General features: G+C 69.0%; 17 protein-coding genes. 10 read left to right on the top strand and 7 right to left on the bottom strand.

The features are described from left to right. Positions 1-41: 41 nt before the first annotated feature. From AX690_RS05520 to AX690_RS05505, 4 genes are all read left to right on the top strand, one after another. Positions 42-578 carry an SH3 domain-containing protein gene (locus AX690_RS05520; protein ID WP_066685591.1) on the top strand — a complete coding sequence of 179 codons (537 nt, stop codon included), beginning with the start codon at positions 42-44 and terminating at the stop codon, positions 576-578. 68 nt (positions 579-646) lie between these two features. Then, positions 647-1,159, top strand: a complete 513-nt coding sequence (gene fabA / locus AX690_RS05515) for a 3-hydroxyacyl-[acyl-carrier-protein] dehydratase FabA (protein WP_066685592.1) — start codon at positions 647-649, stop codon at positions 1,157-1,159. 77 nt (positions 1,160-1,236) lie between these two features. After that, positions 1,237-2,448: a beta-ketoacyl-ACP synthase I gene (gene fabB / locus AX690_RS05510; protein ID WP_066685594.1), complete on the top strand. Its 1,212-nt coding sequence runs from the start codon at positions 1,237-1,239 to the stop codon at positions 2,446-2,448. Between the two features lie 78 nt (positions 2,449-2,526). Next, positions 2,527-3,342, top strand: coding sequence for an enoyl-ACP reductase (locus AX690_RS05505; protein WP_082769521.1), 816 nt, complete (start codon positions 2,527-2,529; stop codon positions 3,340-3,342). Between the two features lie 25 nt (positions 3,343-3,367). Here AX690_RS05505 and AX690_RS05500 read toward each other — a convergent pair whose 3' ends face one another. Genes AX690_RS05500 through AX690_RS05490 form a run of 3 tightly spaced genes read right to left on the bottom strand, consistent with a single transcriptional unit; the run spans position 3,368 to position 6,686 of the window. Further along, entirely contained in the window at positions 3,368-3,976 is a 609-nt protein-coding gene (locus AX690_RS05500; protein WP_066685599.1) for a TetR/AcrR family transcriptional regulator, read from the bottom strand. Continuing rightward, a complete protein-coding gene (locus AX690_RS05495; protein ID WP_066685604.1) occupies positions 3,976-5,568 on the bottom strand; it encodes a DHA2 family efflux MFS transporter permease subunit in 1,593 nt (530 codons plus the stop codon). Before AX690_RS05495 ends, AX690_RS05500 begins: the two co-directional genes overlap by 1 nt. 14 nt (positions 5,569-5,582) lie before the next feature. Then, complete coding sequence (locus AX690_RS05490) at positions 5,583-6,686, bottom strand: HlyD family secretion protein (RefSeq protein ID WP_066685606.1); 1,104 nt, start codon at positions 6,684-6,686, stop codon at positions 5,583-5,585. Positions 6,687-6,952: 266 nt separating this feature from the next. Between AX690_RS05490 and AX690_RS23580 the strand changes: the two genes are divergently transcribed. Further along, positions 6,953-7,078 carry a hypothetical protein gene (locus AX690_RS23580; RefSeq protein ID WP_231732124.1) on the top strand — a complete coding sequence of 42 codons (126 nt, stop codon included), beginning with the start codon at positions 6,953-6,955 and terminating at the stop codon, positions 7,076-7,078. A 55-nt stretch (positions 7,079-7,133) separates the two neighbouring features. Here AX690_RS23580 and dut read toward each other — a convergent pair whose 3' ends face one another. After that, positions 7,134-7,601 (bottom strand): dUTP diphosphatase, encoded by a 468-nt coding sequence (dut, locus tag AX690_RS05485; protein ID WP_066685607.1) that lies wholly within the window; start codon positions 7,599-7,601, stop codon positions 7,134-7,136. A 152-nt stretch (positions 7,602-7,753) separates the two neighbouring features. Here dut and AX690_RS05480 point away from each other — a divergent pair, with 152 nt between their 5' ends. Further along, the gene (locus tag AX690_RS05480; RefSeq protein ID WP_156449577.1) at positions 7,754-9,817 is read left to right on the top strand and encodes a glycoside hydrolase family 65 protein; all 2,064 of its coding nucleotides are present in this window, start codon (positions 7,754-7,756) and stop codon (positions 9,815-9,817) included. Here AX690_RS05480 and coaBC read toward each other — a convergent pair. Beyond that, a complete protein-coding gene (coaBC, locus tag AX690_RS05475) occupies positions 9,814-11,010 on the bottom strand; it encodes a bifunctional phosphopantothenoylcysteine decarboxylase/phosphopantothenate--cysteine ligase CoaBC (RefSeq protein WP_066730304.1) in 1,197 nt (398 codons plus the stop codon). The genes AX690_RS05480 and coaBC overlap by 4 nt on opposite strands. A 155-nt stretch (positions 11,011-11,165) precedes the next feature. Here coaBC and AX690_RS05470 point away from each other — a divergent pair, with 155 nt between their 5' ends. Next, the gene (locus tag AX690_RS05470; protein ID WP_066685608.1) at positions 11,166-11,726 is read left to right on the top strand and encodes a hypothetical protein; all 561 of its coding nucleotides are present in this window, start codon (positions 11,166-11,168) and stop codon (positions 11,724-11,726) included. A gap of 31 nt (positions 11,727-11,757) precedes the next feature. Beyond that, positions 11,758-12,072, top strand: coding sequence for a DUF5076 domain-containing protein (locus AX690_RS05465; protein WP_066685615.1), 315 nt, complete (start codon positions 11,758-11,760; stop codon positions 12,070-12,072). 30 nt (positions 12,073-12,102) lie between these two features. Here the strand turns inward: AX690_RS05465 and ubiB are convergent, their stop codons facing one another. Then, entirely contained in the window at positions 12,103-13,611 is a 1,509-nt protein-coding gene (gene ubiB / locus AX690_RS05460) for a 2-polyprenylphenol 6-hydroxylase (protein ID WP_066685619.1), read from the bottom strand. Positions 13,612-13,761: 150 nt separating this feature from the next. Beyond that, on the bottom strand, positions 13,762-14,520 hold the full coding sequence (locus tag AX690_RS05455; protein ID WP_066685616.1) for a class I SAM-dependent methyltransferase: 759 nt from the start codon (positions 14,518-14,520) through the stop codon (positions 13,762-13,764). Positions 14,521-14,663: 143 nt separating this feature from the next. On the opposite strand from AX690_RS05455, the gene mutM reads away from it, so the two are divergent. After that, the gene (gene mutM, locus AX690_RS05450) at positions 14,664-15,527 is read left to right on the top strand and encodes a bifunctional DNA-formamidopyrimidine glycosylase/DNA-(apurinic or apyrimidinic site) lyase (protein WP_066685617.1); all 864 of its coding nucleotides are present in this window, start codon (positions 14,664-14,666) and stop codon (positions 15,525-15,527) included. 67 nt (positions 15,528-15,594) lie between these two features. After that, the gene (locus AX690_RS05445; RefSeq protein WP_066685621.1) at positions 15,595-15,975 is read left to right on the top strand and encodes a hypothetical protein; all 381 of its coding nucleotides are present in this window, start codon (positions 15,595-15,597) and stop codon (positions 15,973-15,975) included. Positions 15,976-16,050: the final 75 nt, after the last annotated feature.

The following is a 16,050-nucleotide window of genomic DNA, read 5'->3' as shown; positions in this document are numbered from 1 at the left end:
TTTGAAAGCTGTAGCAAAGGGGCCCGTGGGGGCCAAGCAACATGCCGTCGAAAACAGAACAAGGTTTGCCCCGGAAGCGTTTCACGGGACTTTTCCTGGGATTCGCGGTCGTGGCGGCCGGTCCGGCGGCGGCCGAGGGGCCCAGGGTGACCCCCTCGGGCCTGGAGGTGCCGCGCTACGTCTCGCTGAAATACGCCGAGGTGAACGCGCGCAAGGGTCCCGACGAGGCCCACCAGCTGTTGTGGATCTATCGCGCCAAGGGGCTGCCCGTGCAGATCGTCGCCGAGACCCGCGAATGGCGGCGGATCTGCGATCCCGAAGGGGGCCTCGCCTGGGTGCACAAGCGCACGGTCGACGGCCGCCGCTCGGCCATGCGCGTCCAGCCGACCAACCTGCCGCTGCTGAAATCGCCCAAGGAGGGGGCCAAGGTCACCGCCTATCTGAAGTCGCGCGCCGTCGCGGCGCTGGACAAGTGCGAGAAGGGCTGGTGCCGGCTGCGCGCCGACGGGGTCTCGGGCTGGGCGCGGGAGGGCGACATCTGGGGCGCCGATCCGGCGGTGCAGTGCCGTAAGGACTGACCCGATCACGATCTGTTTCGACAGGGAAACATTGAGGCCCGGCCCGGCGCCGTGCTAGGGCGTGCCCCATGCAGAAGAACGCCTACTCCTACGAAGAACTCCTGGCCTGCGGCCGCGGCGAGCTTTTCGGCCCCGGAAACGCCCAACTGCCGGCCCCGCCGATGCTGATGTTCGACCGGATCGTCCGCATCGAGTCGGAAGGCGGCAAGTACGGCAAGGGCTATGTCGAAGCTGAATTCGACATCAACCCCGACCTCTGGTTCTTCGGCTGCCACTTCATCGGCGACCCGGTCATGCCGGGGTGCCTGGGCCTGGACGCCATGTGGCAGCTGGTCGGGTTCTTCCTGGGCTGGTCGGGCGCGCCCGGCCGCGGCCGGGCCTTGGGCGTCGGCGAGGTCAAGTTCACCGGCCAGGTCACGCCGAACGTCAAGAAGGTGGTCTACAAGATCGACCTGAAGCGGGTCATCATGCGCAAGCTCGTCATGGGAATCGGCGAAGGCGTGCTGGAGGCCGACGGCAAGGTGATCTACGAAACCAAGGATTTGAAGGTCGGCCTGTTCACGCCTGAACAGATGGCTTGATCCGTTAGTTAAAGACCGGTCGTTTAGCGAGAGAACCGGCCCCTGACGGATCGGAGGGGGAGAAGAGGATTTACAGAATGCGTCGCGTCGTCGTCACCGGACTGGGGATCGTCTCGTCCATCGGCAACAACGCCCATGAGGTGCTGGCCTCCCTGCGCGAGGCCAAGTCGGGCGTGATCGCCGCGCCGGAGTATGCCGAGCTCGGCTTCCGCTGCCAGGTCCATGCCGCGCCCCAGATCGACTGGGAGCCGCTGGTCGACCGCCGCGCGGCGCGGTTCCTCGCGCCCGGCACGGCCTACGCCCACATCGCCATGGAGCAGGCGATCGCCGACTCGGGCCTCACCGAAGCCGAGATCAGCCATGAGCGCACCGGCCTGCTCGTCGGCTCGGGCGGCCCCTCGACCCGCGTCATCGTCGAGGCCGCGGCCACGACCCGCGAGAAGGGCCCCAAGCGGATCGGTCCGTTCGCCGTGCCCAAGGCCATGAGCTCGGGGCCGTCGGCGGTGCTGTCGACCTGGTTCAAGATCCGCGGGATCAACTATTCGATCAGCTCGGCCTGCGCGACCAGCGCCCACTGCATCGGCGCGGCCGCCGAGCAGATCCAGCTGGGCAAGCAGGACGTGATCTTCGCCGGCGGCTGCGAGGAGCTGGACTGGACCCTGTCGAACCTGTTCGACGCCATGGGCGCCATGAGCAGCAACTTCAACGACCGCCCGGCCGTCGCCAGCCGCGCCTATGACAAGAACCGCGACGGCTTCGTGATCGCCGGCGGCGCCGGGATCGTGGTGCTGGAGGAATACGAACGCGCCAAGGCGCGCGGCGCCAAGATCTACGGGGAACTCGTGGGCTACGCCGCCAATTCCGACGGCTACGACATGGTCGCGCCGTCGGGCGAGGGCGCGGCGCGCTGCATGCGCCTGGCCATGGCCGAGGCCGGGAACCGGACCATCGACTATCTGAACCCGCACGGCACCTCGACCCCGGTCGGCGACAGCAAGGAGATGGGCGCGGTGCGCGAGGTGTTCGGCGACAAGGCCCCGATGATCTCGTCGACCAAGTCCCTGACCGGTCACAGCCTGGGCGCGGCCGGCGCGCAGGAGGCCATCTACTCGATCCTGATGCTCGACAACGGCTTCGCCGCCGAGAGCGCCCACATCGAGGAGCTGGACCCCGAGTTCGCCGACCTGCCGATCCTGCGCCAGCGCGTCGACAAGCCGCTCGAAACGGTGATGTCCAACAGCTTCGGCTTTGGCGGCACCAACGGCACGCTGATCTTCAGCAAGATCTAGGACCGCGCGGCGGGGTTCCTCCCCGGTGCGAGCCCTGCTAACTCAGCGGGCAACGATTTGCCAAAGAGGGCCCGACACATGGCCGACGATTACGCGTTCCCCAAGGGCGAGCTGATGCGGGGCAAGAAGGGCCTCGTCATGGGCGTGGCCAACCACAACTCGATCGCCTGGGGCATCGCCAGCCAGCTGGCCGCCCAGGGCGCCGAGATGGCCTTCACCTATCAGGGCGAAGAGCTCGAGCGCCGCGTGCGCCCGCTGGCCGAGAGCATCGGCGTCAAGACGATGATCCCGGCCGACGTCACCGACGACGCCTCGATGGACGCCGCCTTCGCCACGATCGAGAAGGAATTCGGGACTCTGGACTTCGTCGTCCACTCGGTGGCCTTCGCCAACAAGAACGAGCTGAAGGGCTCGTTCGTGGACAACACGACCCGCGAAGGCTTCCTGATGGCCATGAACATCTCGGCCTTCAGCTTTGTGGACGTCGCCAAGCGCGCCTCCAAGCTGATGCCGAACGGCGGCTCGCTGATCACCATGACCTATCTGGGGTCGGAGCGGACCATCCCGAACTACAACACCATGGGCGTGGCCAAGGCGGCGCTGGAAGCGGCGACCCGCTATATCGCCCGCGACCTGGGCCCCAAGGGCATCCGCGCCAACGCCATCTCGGCCGGCGCCATGCGCACCCTGGCCCTGGCCGGCATCTCGGGCGGCCGCAGCATGATCGCCCAGGGGCGCGCCTTCTCGGCGATGAAGGAAGACACCTCGATGGAAGGCGTCGCCGGCTGCGCCCTGTGGCTGGCCTCGGACCTCGGCAAGTCGACCACGGGCGAAGTGGTCCACGTCGACGCCGGCTTCCACATGATGGGCATGCCCGACCAGGACGAGGCGTAAGCCAGCCCCTTTAGGCTTTTTAGGCCTACAGCGCGTAGGCCCGCATGAACCGTTCGGCCGCTTCCCGCGCGAAGCGGCCGAACTCTTCCGGCGTCTTGTCGGAGGGCAGGCGCAGCAGCGCGCGCATCTGGTTGTGGCCCAGGATCATGCCGGAGAAGAACTCCGCCGCCTGGTCGCAGTCCTCGACCTTCATCCGGCCCAGTTCCGTCTCGGTCTTCAGGAACGCCGCCAGCTGGCGGCGGGCGCTTAGCGGGCCGGCTTCATAGACTTCCTGGGCGACGTCGGGCATCTCGCCCGCCCCCATCATCACCACCCGCATCATCGAGTAGCTCTTGTTGGTGATCACCGTCTCCAGCAGCGAGCGGGCGTAGGCCTCGAGCGCCGCGGTCGGGTTGTCCACGGCGTCCTGGCCGCGCAGCGGCGCGGTGACCCGCTCGACCCGACGCTGCATCAGGGCCCGCATCAGCTCGGCCTTGGAGCCATAGTGGTTATAGACCGTCTGCTTGGAGACGCCCGCCCGCTTGGCGATCGCCTCCATCGGCGCGGCCAGGCCCCGCTCGCCGATCACCTCGACGGCGGCGTCGAGGATGGCTTCGGTCTTGGCGACGTCGATCTGTCCGGGAATGCGCGGCATCAGTGGGCGTCCGAGGGCGGCGGCGGGGCGTTCTTGGCCGGGCTGGCGAGCAGAGACACGAACGCCGCCAGGAAACACCCGATCGCCAGCAAGGTGAAACTGTCGCCGAACGCCATGACCGTGGCCTGCTGCTCGATCATGCCGCCGATCGCCTTGCGGGCCGCGCCGGCGGGATCGGCGACGCCCAGCTGCATCATGCGCTGGGTCAGACCGGCCATCATGCTGGCCGTCGGCCCGCCTTGGGTCACCTTCGAGGTCATATCGTCGTAATAGAGCGCCGTCTGCTGGCTGATCGAGGTGGCCAGAAGGGCCAAGCCCACCGCGCCGCCGGTGTTGCGCGCCAGATTGACCAGGCCCGAGGCGTTCTTGACCATGTGCGGCGGCAGGGTGCTCATGGTGACCTGCTGGGTGGCGATCATGGCGATCATCACGCCCACGCCTCGGCAGGCCTGGACGCCGGCGAACTCCCAGAAACCCCAGTCCTTGGTCACGCCATGGGCCATGTACATGCCCCAACCCGCCAGGATGAAGCCCAGGCACATGGGTGCGCGCGGATCGGTCTTGCGCACCAGCCGACCGGCGATCGGTCCGGTCAGGAACATCGACAGACCCGAGATGATCATGGTGGTGCCGACCTCCGACGCCGAATAGTTGCGCACCCGGCCCAGGAACTGCGGCAGCAGGAAGGTGCCGCCGAACAGGCTGGCGCCCGAGACGGCGGTCATCAAGACGCCGACCGTGAAGTTGCGGTTGGCGAAGGCCCGCAGCTCGACGATCGGGTTTTTGTAGGTCAGCTGCCGCCAGATGAAGACCACGCCGCCGATCACGGCGGTGACCGTCAGCCACAGGATGGCGGTGTCGTCGAACCAGTCGTCCTTGGCGCCTTCCTCCAGCACGTACTGCATGCTCATCAGGAAGACGGCCATGACGGCCAGGCCGAACCAGTCGAAGCCCTTGGCCAGGCTCGGGTCGCCCTTGTCGAAGTCGCCCCAGCGCGCCACGCCGAACAGGACCAGCAGGCCCGTGGGCACGTTGATGAAGAACAGCCAGCGCCAGGACAGGGCCTCGGTCAGGTGGCCGCCCAGGGTCGGGCCGACGGTCGGCGCCAGGGTGACGATCAGGCCCATGATCACGCTGGCCGTCACGCGCCGCTCGGGCGGGAAGGCGGTGAAGGCGACGGCGAACACCGTCGGAATCATCGCCCCGCCGATGAAGCCCTGCAGCGCTCGCGTCAGGATCATCATGTCGATCGACGAGCTAAGGCCCGTCAGCACGCTCATGACGATGAAGCCGGTGCACGAGGCCAGGTACAGGCGCTGGGTGCCCCACAGCCGCGACAGATAGCCCGACAGCGGGATCATCACGACCTCGGGGATCAGATAGGCGGTCTGGATCCAGCTGATCTGGTCGGTGCTGGCGCCGACGCCGGCCTGGATCTGCGGCAGTGACGCCGCGACGATCTGGATGTCCAGGATGGCCATGAACTGGCCGATGACCATGGCCCCGAAACCGAGGAACAGTTTGCCCCAGTCGATCTCCGGCTTGGGGGTGGCGGCGGCGGCTTGCGAGGCGGGGAGGGCGGCGTCGGTCATGACGCGTCCGCCGTCTAGCGGTCCACGCCCTGGCGGGCGACCTGCGGCGTGCTCTGGCCCGCCTCGGCGAACGAGGTGCCCGAGCGGTCGCGGACGTCGACCTTGACCTCGACCGACAGGCCCGGACGCAGGGCCGCGCCCAGCTGGCTGCGATCGACGGCGATCTTCACCGGCAGGCGCTGGGTGATCTTGGTGAAGTTGCCGACCGCGTTCTCGACGGGGATCAGGGCGAACTGCTGGCCCGTAGCGGGGGCGAAGCTGTCGACCTTGCCGACGATCTTGGCCTTGCCGAAGGCGTCGGCCTTGATCTCGACCGACTGGCCGACGCGGATGCGCGCGACCTGGGTCTCCTTGAAGTTGGCGACGACATAGGCCTGGCCCAGCGGCACGACCGACATCAGGGCCACGCCCGGCTGGACCAGCTGGCCCGGACGCACCGAGCGGGCGCCGACCACGCCGGCGACCGGCGCGCGGATCACGGTGCGCTCGAGGTCCAGCTTGGCTTGCTCCACGGCGGCGTGGGCGGCGGCGGCTTGAGCCACGGCCTGGGCCTTGGCCGAGCCCAGCGACTGGGCGGCGCGGCGCTCGGCTTCCAGGGCGGCCTGGGCGCTGGCGACGCCGGCGGCGGTCTGGGTGGCGGCGGCGCGCTCGGTCTGGACCTTCTGCTGCGAGACCCAGCCCTGGGTCGCCAGGCTGTTGTAGCGCTCGAGGTCGGCCTTGGCGCGGCTGGCGTCGGCCTGGGCGCTGGTCACGCCGGCGGCCCGCTGGGCGATCATCGCCTGCTCGAGGCTGTTCTTGTCATCGATGGCGCGGACGGCCGCGTCGGCGGCGCCGGCGTTGGCGATCGCCTGGTCGACGATGGCCTGGAAGGTCGACGGATCGATCTTGGCCAGCACCTGGCCCGCCTCGACCCGCTGGTTGTCGGCCACCAGGACCTCGGCCACATAGCCGGAAACCTGCGGGCTGATCTGCACCGTATCGGCCTGGACGAAGGCGTTGTCGGTGCTTTCGAAGCGCTGCTTGTCCAGGAACCACAGGGTCCCGCCGACCACGACAGCGGCCACGAGGACCCCGCCCGCGACCATCGGGACCAGCTTCTTCTTTTGCGGCGTCGCCATGAACGGAAAAACCCTATCCCCAGAGCGTGAACGCGCCCGATAGTCACATCACGCGAGCGCGGCAAGCGGATAAATGGACGCAGTCGTCCAAAGATCAACGGCGGGCCGAAGAAGTTTTTGCGTCAGGCGCCGACAAGGCTCGCCCGCGCCCAAACGCGGACGGCGCGCGAAAGCGCTTTCGTGCGTATCGTTCGGCGAACCAAAACACCCCTGGTCCGTTGAGGAAAAAGGCCGGCGAACCCTGGCCGCCAGACCTGGAGGGCCCGATGGACGACCTGGAGAAGCGCTCTTCGCTGGAGCTGGTGCGGCCGCTGCTGTGGGTGGCCGCGATGGCGTTCGCGGCGGGCTTTGGCAGCTATCTGGCGATGGCGATCCGCGCCCCTGGCCTCTAGAGCGCTTGGAGCGCGTTCGAGCGGTTTAACCGCTCACGCTTGAACCTAACGCGCTCTAGACGCCCGTCGAGCCGAAGCCGCCGGCGCCGCGATCGGTCTCGTCCAGGTCGGCGACCTCGACCAGCGGCCATTGCGGCGCGGCGGCGATCACGCCCTGGGCGATGCGGTCGCCGCGGCGGATCGTGAAGTCCTCCTCGCCCAGATTGATCAGCAGCACGCAGACCTGGCCGCGATAGTCGCTGTCGACGGTGCCCGGCGCGTTGACCACCGTGACGCCGTTCTTCAAGGCCAGGCCCGAGCGCGGCCGCACCTGCATTTCCCAGCCGTCCGGCACGGCCACCGAAAAGCCGGTTGGCGCCATGCAGCGCGAGCCGGGCTTCAGCACGATCGGCTCGTCCTCCGGCACGGCCGCCCGCAGGTCGAAGCCCGCGGCGCCGGCCGTAGCGTAGGTCGGGACCGGCAGGTCGGGATTGCCTTCCCAACGCTTGAAGCGGATGGCGAGACCGGCGGGGATGGCGGACATGAGAGGTTCCTGTGCTCGGGACAGGACGGCTGTAGCCGATTTTCGGGGGGCGGGGCCAGAGGGGCGGCCGCGCCGTCGCTTGTTAGGCGGTGAAACCGCGACGGGGCGCTTCGGGTTTTGAAGAGATGCCCTCGGCCAGGCGCGGAGTCTTGATGAGCAAGCCGAACAATCCCCCCATCGAACAGGGCGCCAGAGGACGCGAACTGCCGGCCTATGTCGCCAACGGCCTTGTGGGCCTGCGCGTCCGGGAGACGCCGCTGCAGGCGGGCATGTGCCTGGTCAGCGGGTTCAGCGGCGAGCACGACGAACGCCGGATCGAGGCGGCCGCGGTCGCGCCATATCCTTTGGCCGGAGACGTGGCGATCGACGGCGTATGGCTCTCCGACGCGCCGCACCAGGTTTCCGACCTGGAGCAGGCCTATGATTTTTCGACCGCCGAACTCACCTCCCGCTTTGTCTTCGAGGTCCAGGGCAAGCGCGCGCAGGTCGAGGTCGTCACCTTCTGCAGTCGCCCGGAGCCGACGCTGGTGTGCCAGGAGATCGCGGTCACGGTCGACAAGGCCTGCGCCCTGGGCCTTCGCGCCATGATCGATGGGGCGGGGGTCGATGGGCAGGCCTTGCGACACAGGCGCGAGACGCCCGGCGAGGAAGAGCCCGCCACGGATGGCTCGGTCCTGTGGGCGTCAGCCGGCGAGCTGTCGACCTGCGGCCTGGCTCTGACCAGCGAGGTGCTGGGCGCCGGCGAGGTCGCGCCGTCCCGTCCGCCGTTGCGCGATGATCGGCTGGTTTCAGAGTACGCGGTCCAGACCCGGGCCGGACGCGCCGTGCGGCTGCGCCAGATCGCCGGCATCGTGCCCGACGCCCTTCACGACCTGCCCGATCAGCAGGCCGAGCGCCTGGTCGCCAAGGCCCGGTTCGACGGCTTCGACTCTCTCCGCAAGCAGAACCGCGCGGAATGGGACGCGCTCTGGAAGAGCCGAATCCGGCTGGAGGGCGCGGAGGCGCGCTGGCAGTCTCTGGCCGACGCCGGCTTCTTCTATCTGATGAGCTCGGTCCACGCCTCGTCGCCCGCCTCGACGTCGATCTTCGGCTTGGCCACCTGGCGCGACTATCACTACTACTTCGGCCACGTGATGTGGGACATCGAGGCCTTCGTCGTCCCCGCCCTCTGCCTGCTGCAGCCCCACGCGGCGCGGGCCATGCTGGAATATCGGTTCGCCCATCTCGACAGCGCGCGGCGCAACGCCCAGCTGATGGGCCGGCGGGGCCTGCAGTTCCCGTGGGAGAGCGCTCCGCGCAGCGGACAGGAGGCGGCGCCGCTCCCAGGTACGGCCGCCTGGCACGAGGATCACGTCTCGCTGGACGTGGCGCGGGCTTTCGTCTTCTACGCCGACGCCACCGGCGACCGGGAGTTCCTGCGTACGCGGACCTGGCCCGTGGTCTCGGGCGTCTGTGAATGGATCGCCAGCCGGGTCTGCAAGGTGCGCGGCGGCTACGCCATCAAGGCGTCGATGGGCATCGCCGAGCGCGAGCAGCCGGTCGACAACGCCGCCTTCTCGAACATGGGCGCCGTGGTGGTGCTACGCGATGGCGCGCGGATCGCGGAGACGCTGGGCTTCGAGGCGGATCCGACGTGGCTGGAGATCGCCGATGGCCTGCAAATCCCCACGCGCGGCCAGGCCGTCGTCTCCCACGACGACTACAGGACCAACGAGGAGAAGGGCGCCACGCCTGATCCGCTGATGGGGATCTTCCCCTTCGGCTATCCGCTGTCGCCAGAAGCGGAGGCCGCGACGATCTCGCTCTATCTGGACCTGGCCGATGATTATGTCGGCAGTCCGATGCTGTCGGCGTTGTACGGCGCCTGGGCGGCGCGCCTCGGCGATCGCGAGAGGGCGCTGAGACTGCTCGACGAGGGCTATGGCCAGTTCGTCGTGGGTCGCTTCCTGCAGACCCTGGAATACCGCGCCGACCGCTTTCCCGAGCAGCCGCAGGCTGGCCCGTTCTTCGCCAATATCGGCGGCTTCCTGATCTCGCTGCTGTACGGCTTCAGCGGGATCATGCCGTCGGGCGCGGCGCCGGAGACGTGGAGCCAGCGCCCGGCCATGCTGCCCAAGGGTTGGACCGGGGTCACGGTCGACCGGCTTTGGGTGCGGGGCCGGCCGATGCGCCTGACCGCGCGGCAGGGTGAGGCGGCTCGCCTCGAGCCGATCTAGGCCAACGCCTGGGCGATCCGCGCCGCGATCTGGGCCGCCACGACGTCCTTGGCGGCGCGGTCCCAGCGTTCGGTCCTGTCCTTGGTGACCAGCAGCACGGCGTTCTCGCCCCCGCCCATGACGCCGGGCTGGGTGACGTCGTTGGCGATGATCCAGTCGCAGCCCTTGCGGGCCAGCTTGGCGCGGGCGTGCTCCTCGACATGGTCGGTCTCGGCCGCGAATCCGACGACCAGCTTGGGACGCCGAGGCCCCGAAGCCGACAGGGTCGCCAGGATGTCCGGGTTTTCCACGAAGGTCAGGGCCGGCGGCCCGCCCTTCTCCTTCTTCAGCTTGGCGCCGAACGCCTCGTCGACGCGCCAGTCGGCGACGGCGGCGACGAAGACCCCGACATCGGCCGGCAGGGCGGCCTGGCTGGCGGCCAGCATCTGGCGGGCGGTCTCGACGTCGACGCGCTTGACCCCTGGCGGGGTGGGCAGGAAGACCGGGCCGGCCACCAGGGTGACATCCGCCCCCAGCTGCGCCAGGGCTTGGGCGATCGCGAAGCCCTGCTTGCCGCTGGAGCGGTTGGTGACGCCCCGCACCGGGTCGATCGGTTCGAAGGTCGGCCCGGCCGTGACGATGGCGCGCTTGCCGACCAGCGGCTTGGCGGCGGGGCCCTCCAGCATGGCGACGACAGCCGCGAAGATCTCCTCCGGTTCGGCCAGGCGGCCGGGGCCGAACTCGCCGCAGGCCATGGCGCCCTCCGCCGGGTCGACGAACGACACGCCGTCGGCCTTCAGGGTCGCGACATTGCGCTGGGTGGCCGGGTGCAGCCACATCCGCACGTTCATCGCCGGCGCCATCAACACCGGCTTGTCGGTGGCCAGCAGGGTGGTGGAGGCCAGGTCCCCGGCCAGGCCATTGGCCGCCTTGGCGATCAGGTCGGCCGTGGCCGGGGCGACGACGACGAGATCAGCCGAGCGCGACAGCTCGATGTGGCCCATCTCGTGTTCATCCGTCAGCGAGAACAGGTCCTGATAGACCTTGTCCTCGGCCAGGGCCGCCAGGGACAACGGCGTGACGAACTCAGCGCCCGCCTTGGTCAGGATCGGCCGCACGGCGATCCCCGCCTTGCGCAGCAGCCGCACCAGCAGCAGCGACTTATAGGCCGCCACCCCGCCGCCGACGATCAGAAGAACCCGCTTTTCGCTCACGCCCAGCTCCCGCTCTCGCGTTCGTCTCGTCCCCTGCACATGCCCATCCGCGCGCCAAAGCGCCAGTGACAATCCTACGGTGAAGATTGGGACTCGACTCTCGTTCCGCTTTCGTTCATCAAACGTAAAGGTAGAGCAATGGGGCGGATACGATCATGAAGGTTGTAAGACAGTTTTCCGTTGGGGTCGTCGCTTGGCTGGGCGTCCTGGCCCTTTCCGCCTGCGACAGCGGCGCTTCGGCGGTCAAGGCGCCGAAGGGCGGCGATCGCGCCAGCGCGGCGGCCGAGGGGCCCGCGACCGAAGCCTCGGCCGAAACCCAGCGCCGGGGCGATCCGCGCGACGCGCCGGTCAAGCTGGTCGCCGGCAAGCCCTATTGGGCGGCCAACCGCACCCGCACCGCCGAGGAGAACGCCCAGCGGTCGTTCGAACGCAACGGTGAGACGTTCGGCGCCAAGACGGCCGACGACTATGTCGCCAAGGTCCATGCCTTCGTCAGCGATCCGCCCAAGGGCGCCCAGACGCTGAAGCGCGCCAATGGCGACCTGCTGATCTACGACCCGAAGGACAATGTGTTCGCGGTGGTCTCGCGCGAGGGCGCGCCGCGCACGATGTTCAAGCCCGACGAGGGCGCGGCCTATTGGACCGAGCAGAAGACCCGCGAGGCCCGCCGCGCCACCGCCGCCAAGAAGCGCGAGCGCGACGAGGCCGAGGGGTAAGGGGCTTTCATTCGCTCGCCACGAGGTCACGATGAACGCCCGCGCCATACCCCCCGCCGCGCTTCGAGACGCCAGCGCCGTTGAGCTGGCGCGCGTCTGGATCGCCGAACAGGGGCTGCACTGCTCGCTGAAGTGCGGGTTGTACGCCGAGGGCGACGTCGAGACGGAAACGGCGGCCTGGGGCATCATCCTGGCCGACCTCGCCGGCCATATCGCCGATGCGCTCAGCGCCGATGGCCTGGGCGGCGAAGGCGCGTTGCTGGACGCCATCGTCGAGAGCTTCAACATCGAGGTCTCGGCGCCGACGTCGAAGCGAACGCGGGGGCCGACGTCGGACGCTAACTAGAGACCGGTGATCCTCTCGCGAAGGACGCCTTTACCGCGACAGCAACAGGCCGGTGACGAAGGCCGCTCCCGCCGTCGCGGCGCCGACCAGGAACCACAGCAGCGGCCAGACATGCGGCCGCTCGACGTGGGCCTCGGTCTTGGCTGGCGGAGCCTCGGCCAGGCGGGCGATGGCGCGGAGGGCGCGCAGGGCTTCTTCGGCGAAGTCGCGGATCTTGGCCGTGGGCGACAGCTCGCGGCCGATCCAGCGGCGGACCACCGGGTCGGCGGCCGCCCAGAGGTCGTGGGTCGGGTCGATGCGGCGGGCCACGCCCTCGACCGTGACCATGGTCTTCTGCAGGAGCACCAGTTCGGGGCGCAGGGCCATGTCGAATAGGGCGGTGATCTCGAAGAGTTGCGCCAAGAGACGGCCCATCGACACGTCGCGGGCGTTGCGGCCGAACACCGGCTCGCCGACGGCGCGCAGGGCCTGGGCGAAGGCGTCCTTGTCCTGGTGGGCCGGCACATAGCCGGCGTCGAAATGCACCTGGGCGATGCGGGGATAGTCGCGGTTCAGGAAGCCGTACAGGATCTCGGCCAGGTAGCGGCGCTCGCCCGGGCCTAGGCGGCCGACGATGCCGTAGTCGACGGCGGTGATGCTGGACGGGGCGGCGACGAACAGGTTGCCCTCGTGCAGGTCGGCGTGGAACAGGCCGTGGTCCAGGGCCTGGGCCAGGAAGCCGCGGGTGACGTTCTCGGCCAGGGCCTTGCGGTCCAGGCCCGGCAGAGCGAGGGCGGCGGGGTCGGACAGCGGCGTTCCCTCGGCCCAGGTCAGGGTCAGGACGCGCTTGCCCACGCCCTCCCAGCACACCGTCGGGGCGCGCATATAGGGATCCTTGGCCATGGCCTCGCCCAGTTCGGCGCAGCCGGCGGCCTCGAACCGCAGGTCCATTTCGAGTTCGAGAGCGCGGATCACGACCTCGACGAATTCGGTCGGCCGCAGACGGCGGGAGGCGGGGGCGAGGGTCTCGGCCAGGCGCGCGGCCAGGCGCAGCACGCCGGTGTCGCGGGCGACCTGGCGCTCGACGCCGGGCCGCAGCACCTTCACGGCGACCTTGCGGCCGTCGACCAGGGTGGCCGGATGGGCCTGGGCCAGGGAGGCGGCGGCGACGGGCTCGCCGATCTCGGCGAAGATTTCGTCCAGCGGCTTGCCGAGGTTGCGGGCGATCTCGGCCTTGGCGACCGCCAGCGGGAAGGCCGGCAGCCGGTCCTTCAGGTGCGACAGATCTTCGGCGAAGGCGGTTCCGAAGATGTCGGCGCGGGTCGACAGGAACTGGCCCAGCTTGATCGCCGCCGGGCCTTGGCTTTCCAGCACGCGGGCCAGGCGTTCGCCCGGCCGACCGCGCTTGGCCGCGCCGCCCGCGAACAGGCGCAGCAGACGCCCGGCCAGCTTGGCGCTGGGCGGCAGCAGCGGCTCGGCCTCGCGCGGGATCAGGGCGTCGGCCCGCACCAGGGCCCAGCCCGCGCCCGTCAGGCGGAAAAACGCGGAGAGGGAGGTCAAGTCCAAGACCCTGTATCTTCAGCCCGACCTTCCCGGCGAATGCCGGGATCCAGATTCAGCCCGGGCAGAGGCATGCCGTGGCGCCGCTCGGCCTTACGATCTGGGCCCCGGCATTCGCCGGGGAAATCGGTGGTGAGAAGAGCCATGAACCTAAAGCGCCCAGCCCTGGTGCAGGGCCGCGACGCCGCCGGTGAAGTTGGTGTAGCTGACCCGCTTGAAGCCGGCGTTCTCGATCATGCCGGCGAAGGTCTTCTGGTCGGGGAAGCGGCGAATGCTCTCGACCAGGTACTGATAGGCGTCGCGATCCTTGGCGACCCACTCGCCGACCTGCGGGATGACCTTGAAGCTGTAGGCGTCATAGGCCTTCGCCAGGGCTTCCGTCACCGGCCGCGAGAATTCCAGGCACAGGAAGCGGCCGCCGGGCTTGAGCACCCGGCGCGCCTCGCGCAGGGCCGCGTCGATGTCGGTCACGTTGCGGATGCCGAAGCTGATCACATAGGCGTTGGCGTAATTGTCGGGCAGCGGCAGGCGCTGAGCGTCGCCGACGGTCCAGGTGATCTCGGGCTCGCCGCCGCGCTCGATGCCAGCGGCGATCATCTCGGCGTTGTAGTCGATGATGTTGATGGTCGCGTCCGGACCGCCGCGCCGCGCCTGGGCTTGCCGCGCCATCTTGGCGAAGCGGCGGGCCATGTCGCCGGTGCCGCCGGCGCAGTCGATGATCACCTCGCCCGGCTGCGGGTTCAGGCGCGCGGCGACGGCGTCCTTCCACAGGCGATGCACGCCGCCGCTCATCAGGTCGTTCATGATGTCGTAGTTCTTGGCCACGCGGTCGAACACGCCGCGCACCAGGCCAGCCTTCTGCGAGGCGTCGACGTCCTTGAAACCGAAGCTGGCGGAGGTGTTGCTCATGACGTCCCGGGGGCGAACTCTCTATAGGATGGTCCGCTATTAGCTCGCGCATCGCGCCGCGTCATCGAAGCTTTTTATCTTACGGCGTGGCGGACGCCGAAACCGCTTACACTTTCGGCTGCCACGCTCTTAAGGAATGATCCTTGCCCGAACTGCCCGAAGTAGAAACCGTCCGGCGCGGTCTCGAGCCCGTCCTGTCGGGCGCGCGCCTGGCCCGCGTGCGGGCCAACCGCCCCGACCTGCGCTTTCCTTTGCCCGACGGCTTCGTCCAGCGCCTGACCGGCGCCAAGATCCTGCGCCTGGACCGCCGGGCCAAGTACATCCTGGCGCCGCTGGACCGGGGCGACACCCTGGTGATGCACTTGGGCATGACCGGGCGCTTCGAGATCGCCGCGCCGGAAGGGACGGTCCGCCCCGGCGACTTCGCCCGCGTCGTCACGCCCGAGGACAAGCACGCCCACGTGGTCTTCGAGACCGAGGCGGGCGCGACCGTCACCTATTACGATCCGCGCCGCTTCGGCTTCATGGACCTGATCCCGACCGACCGCGTCAGCCATCACCCCTGGTTCGCGACCATGGGGCCCGAGCCGCTGGGCGACGCCTTCGACGCCAAGACGCTGGAAAAGGCCTTCGCGAACCGCAAGCAGGGCCCCAAGACCCTGCTGCTGGACCAGCGCACCGTCGCGGGCCTGGGCAATATCTATGTCTGCGAGGCCCTGCACCGCGCCCACATCTCGCCGTTCAAGCCATCGGGCGGCGTCGCCAAGACGCGGCTCGGCCCGCTGATCACGGCGATCAAGGACGTGCTGGCCGAAGCCGTCGAGGTCGGCGGCTCGACCCTCAAGGACTTCGCCGCCGCCGACGGCGCCTTGGGCTACTTCCAGCACCGCTTCCGCGTCTACGACCGCGAAGGCGAGCCGTGCCCGACCCCGGGCTGCAAGGGCGTGATCGCGCGCGAGGTCCAGGCGGGACGATCGACGTTCTTCTGCCCGATCTGCCAGGTGTGAGGGACGGGCGCGTCGCTTGACAGCGAAGATTACGATTGTAATCTTATCGCCTCTGTTGGGGGCGGCGATGACCATGCAGGCGCTTTGGAGCGTGTTCGAGAACGCGGCGATCCCTCAGAAGGCCGTTCTGATCCTGCTCTGCGCGACGCTTCCGGGAATCGTGGTCGCGGCCGCGCTGGGAAGGAGAACCCCCAGGAACGTCTGGCGACGCCTCGTGGCTGAGCTACGGACCGCGGGCCCAGCCCTTGGCCTATTTGTCGCCGGCCTCAACAGCTTCCACATGGGGCGCACCATCCAAAAGCTGCCGTTCGATCCGACGCTGAAGCAGGTGGCGCCGGGCGTTCTCGAAGCCTCCGCCTTGGTGAGCCTCGGCGCGTTGGTCGGACTCGTCGCCATCGCCGCGCATGGGGTGATGTCCGTGGCGGAGCGTGGGGAGCGGGCCCGCTGAATGTCCGCCAGGTGGAGAGCGGACGCTAGGGCGGATGCGGGACGCAGACGCCATACATCTTGTCCAGGACAGCCA

The organism is Caulobacter sp. CCH9-E1 (assembly GCF_001556515.1).
In the GTDB taxonomy this organism is placed as follows: Bacteria; Pseudomonadota; Alphaproteobacteria; order Caulobacterales; family Caulobacteraceae; genus Caulobacter.
The sequence above is the reverse complement of the archived record's forward strand: the minus strand, read 5'-3'. Positions and strand labels throughout refer to the sequence as shown.

Bases quoted from the DNA above. Each gene is read 5' to 3' on its own strand.
- AX690_RS05520 (WP_066685591.1), top strand. From the start codon at position 42: ATGCCGTCGAAAACAGAACAAGGTTTGCCCCGGAAGCGTTTCACGGGA.
- fabA (WP_066685592.1), top strand. From the start codon at position 647: ATGCAGAAGAACGCCTACTCCTACGAAGAACTCCTGGCCTGCGGCCGC.
- fabB (WP_066685594.1), top strand. From the start codon at position 1,237: ATGCGTCGCGTCGTCGTCACCGGACTGGGGATCGTCTCGTCCATCGGC.
- AX690_RS05505 (WP_082769521.1), top strand. From the start codon at position 2,527: ATGGCCGACGATTACGCGTTCCCCAAGGGCGAGCTGATGCGGGGCAAG.
- AX690_RS05500 (WP_066685599.1), bottom strand. From the start codon at position 3,976: ATGCCGCGCATTCCCGGACAGATCGACGTCGCCAAGACCGAAGCCATC.
- AX690_RS05495 (WP_066685604.1), bottom strand. From the start codon at position 5,568: ATGACCGACGCCGCCCTCCCCGCCTCGCAAGCCGCCGCCGCCACCCCC.
- AX690_RS05490 (WP_066685606.1), bottom strand. From the start codon at position 6,686: ATGGCGACGCCGCAAAAGAAGAAGCTGGTCCCGATGGTCGCGGGCGGG.
- AX690_RS23580 (WP_231732124.1), top strand. From the start codon at position 6,953: ATGGACGACCTGGAGAAGCGCTCTTCGCTGGAGCTGGTGCGGCCGCTG.
- dut (WP_066685607.1), bottom strand. From the start codon at position 7,601: ATGTCCGCCATCCCCGCCGGTCTCGCCATCCGCTTCAAGCGTTGGGAA.
- AX690_RS05480 (WP_156449577.1), top strand. From the start codon at position 7,754: ATGAGCAAGCCGAACAATCCCCCCATCGAACAGGGCGCCAGAGGACGC.
- AX690_RS05470 (WP_066685608.1), top strand. From the start codon at position 11,166: ATGAAGGTTGTAAGACAGTTTTCCGTTGGGGTCGTCGCTTGGCTGGGC.
- AX690_RS05465 (WP_066685615.1), top strand. From the start codon at position 11,758: ATGAACGCCCGCGCCATACCCCCCGCCGCGCTTCGAGACGCCAGCGCC.
- AX690_RS05455 (WP_066685616.1), bottom strand. From the start codon at position 14,520: ATGAGCAACACCTCCGCCAGCTTCGGTTTCAAGGACGTCGACGCCTCG.
- AX690_RS05445 (WP_066685621.1), top strand. From the start codon at position 15,595: ATGACCATGCAGGCGCTTTGGAGCGTGTTCGAGAACGCGGCGATCCCT.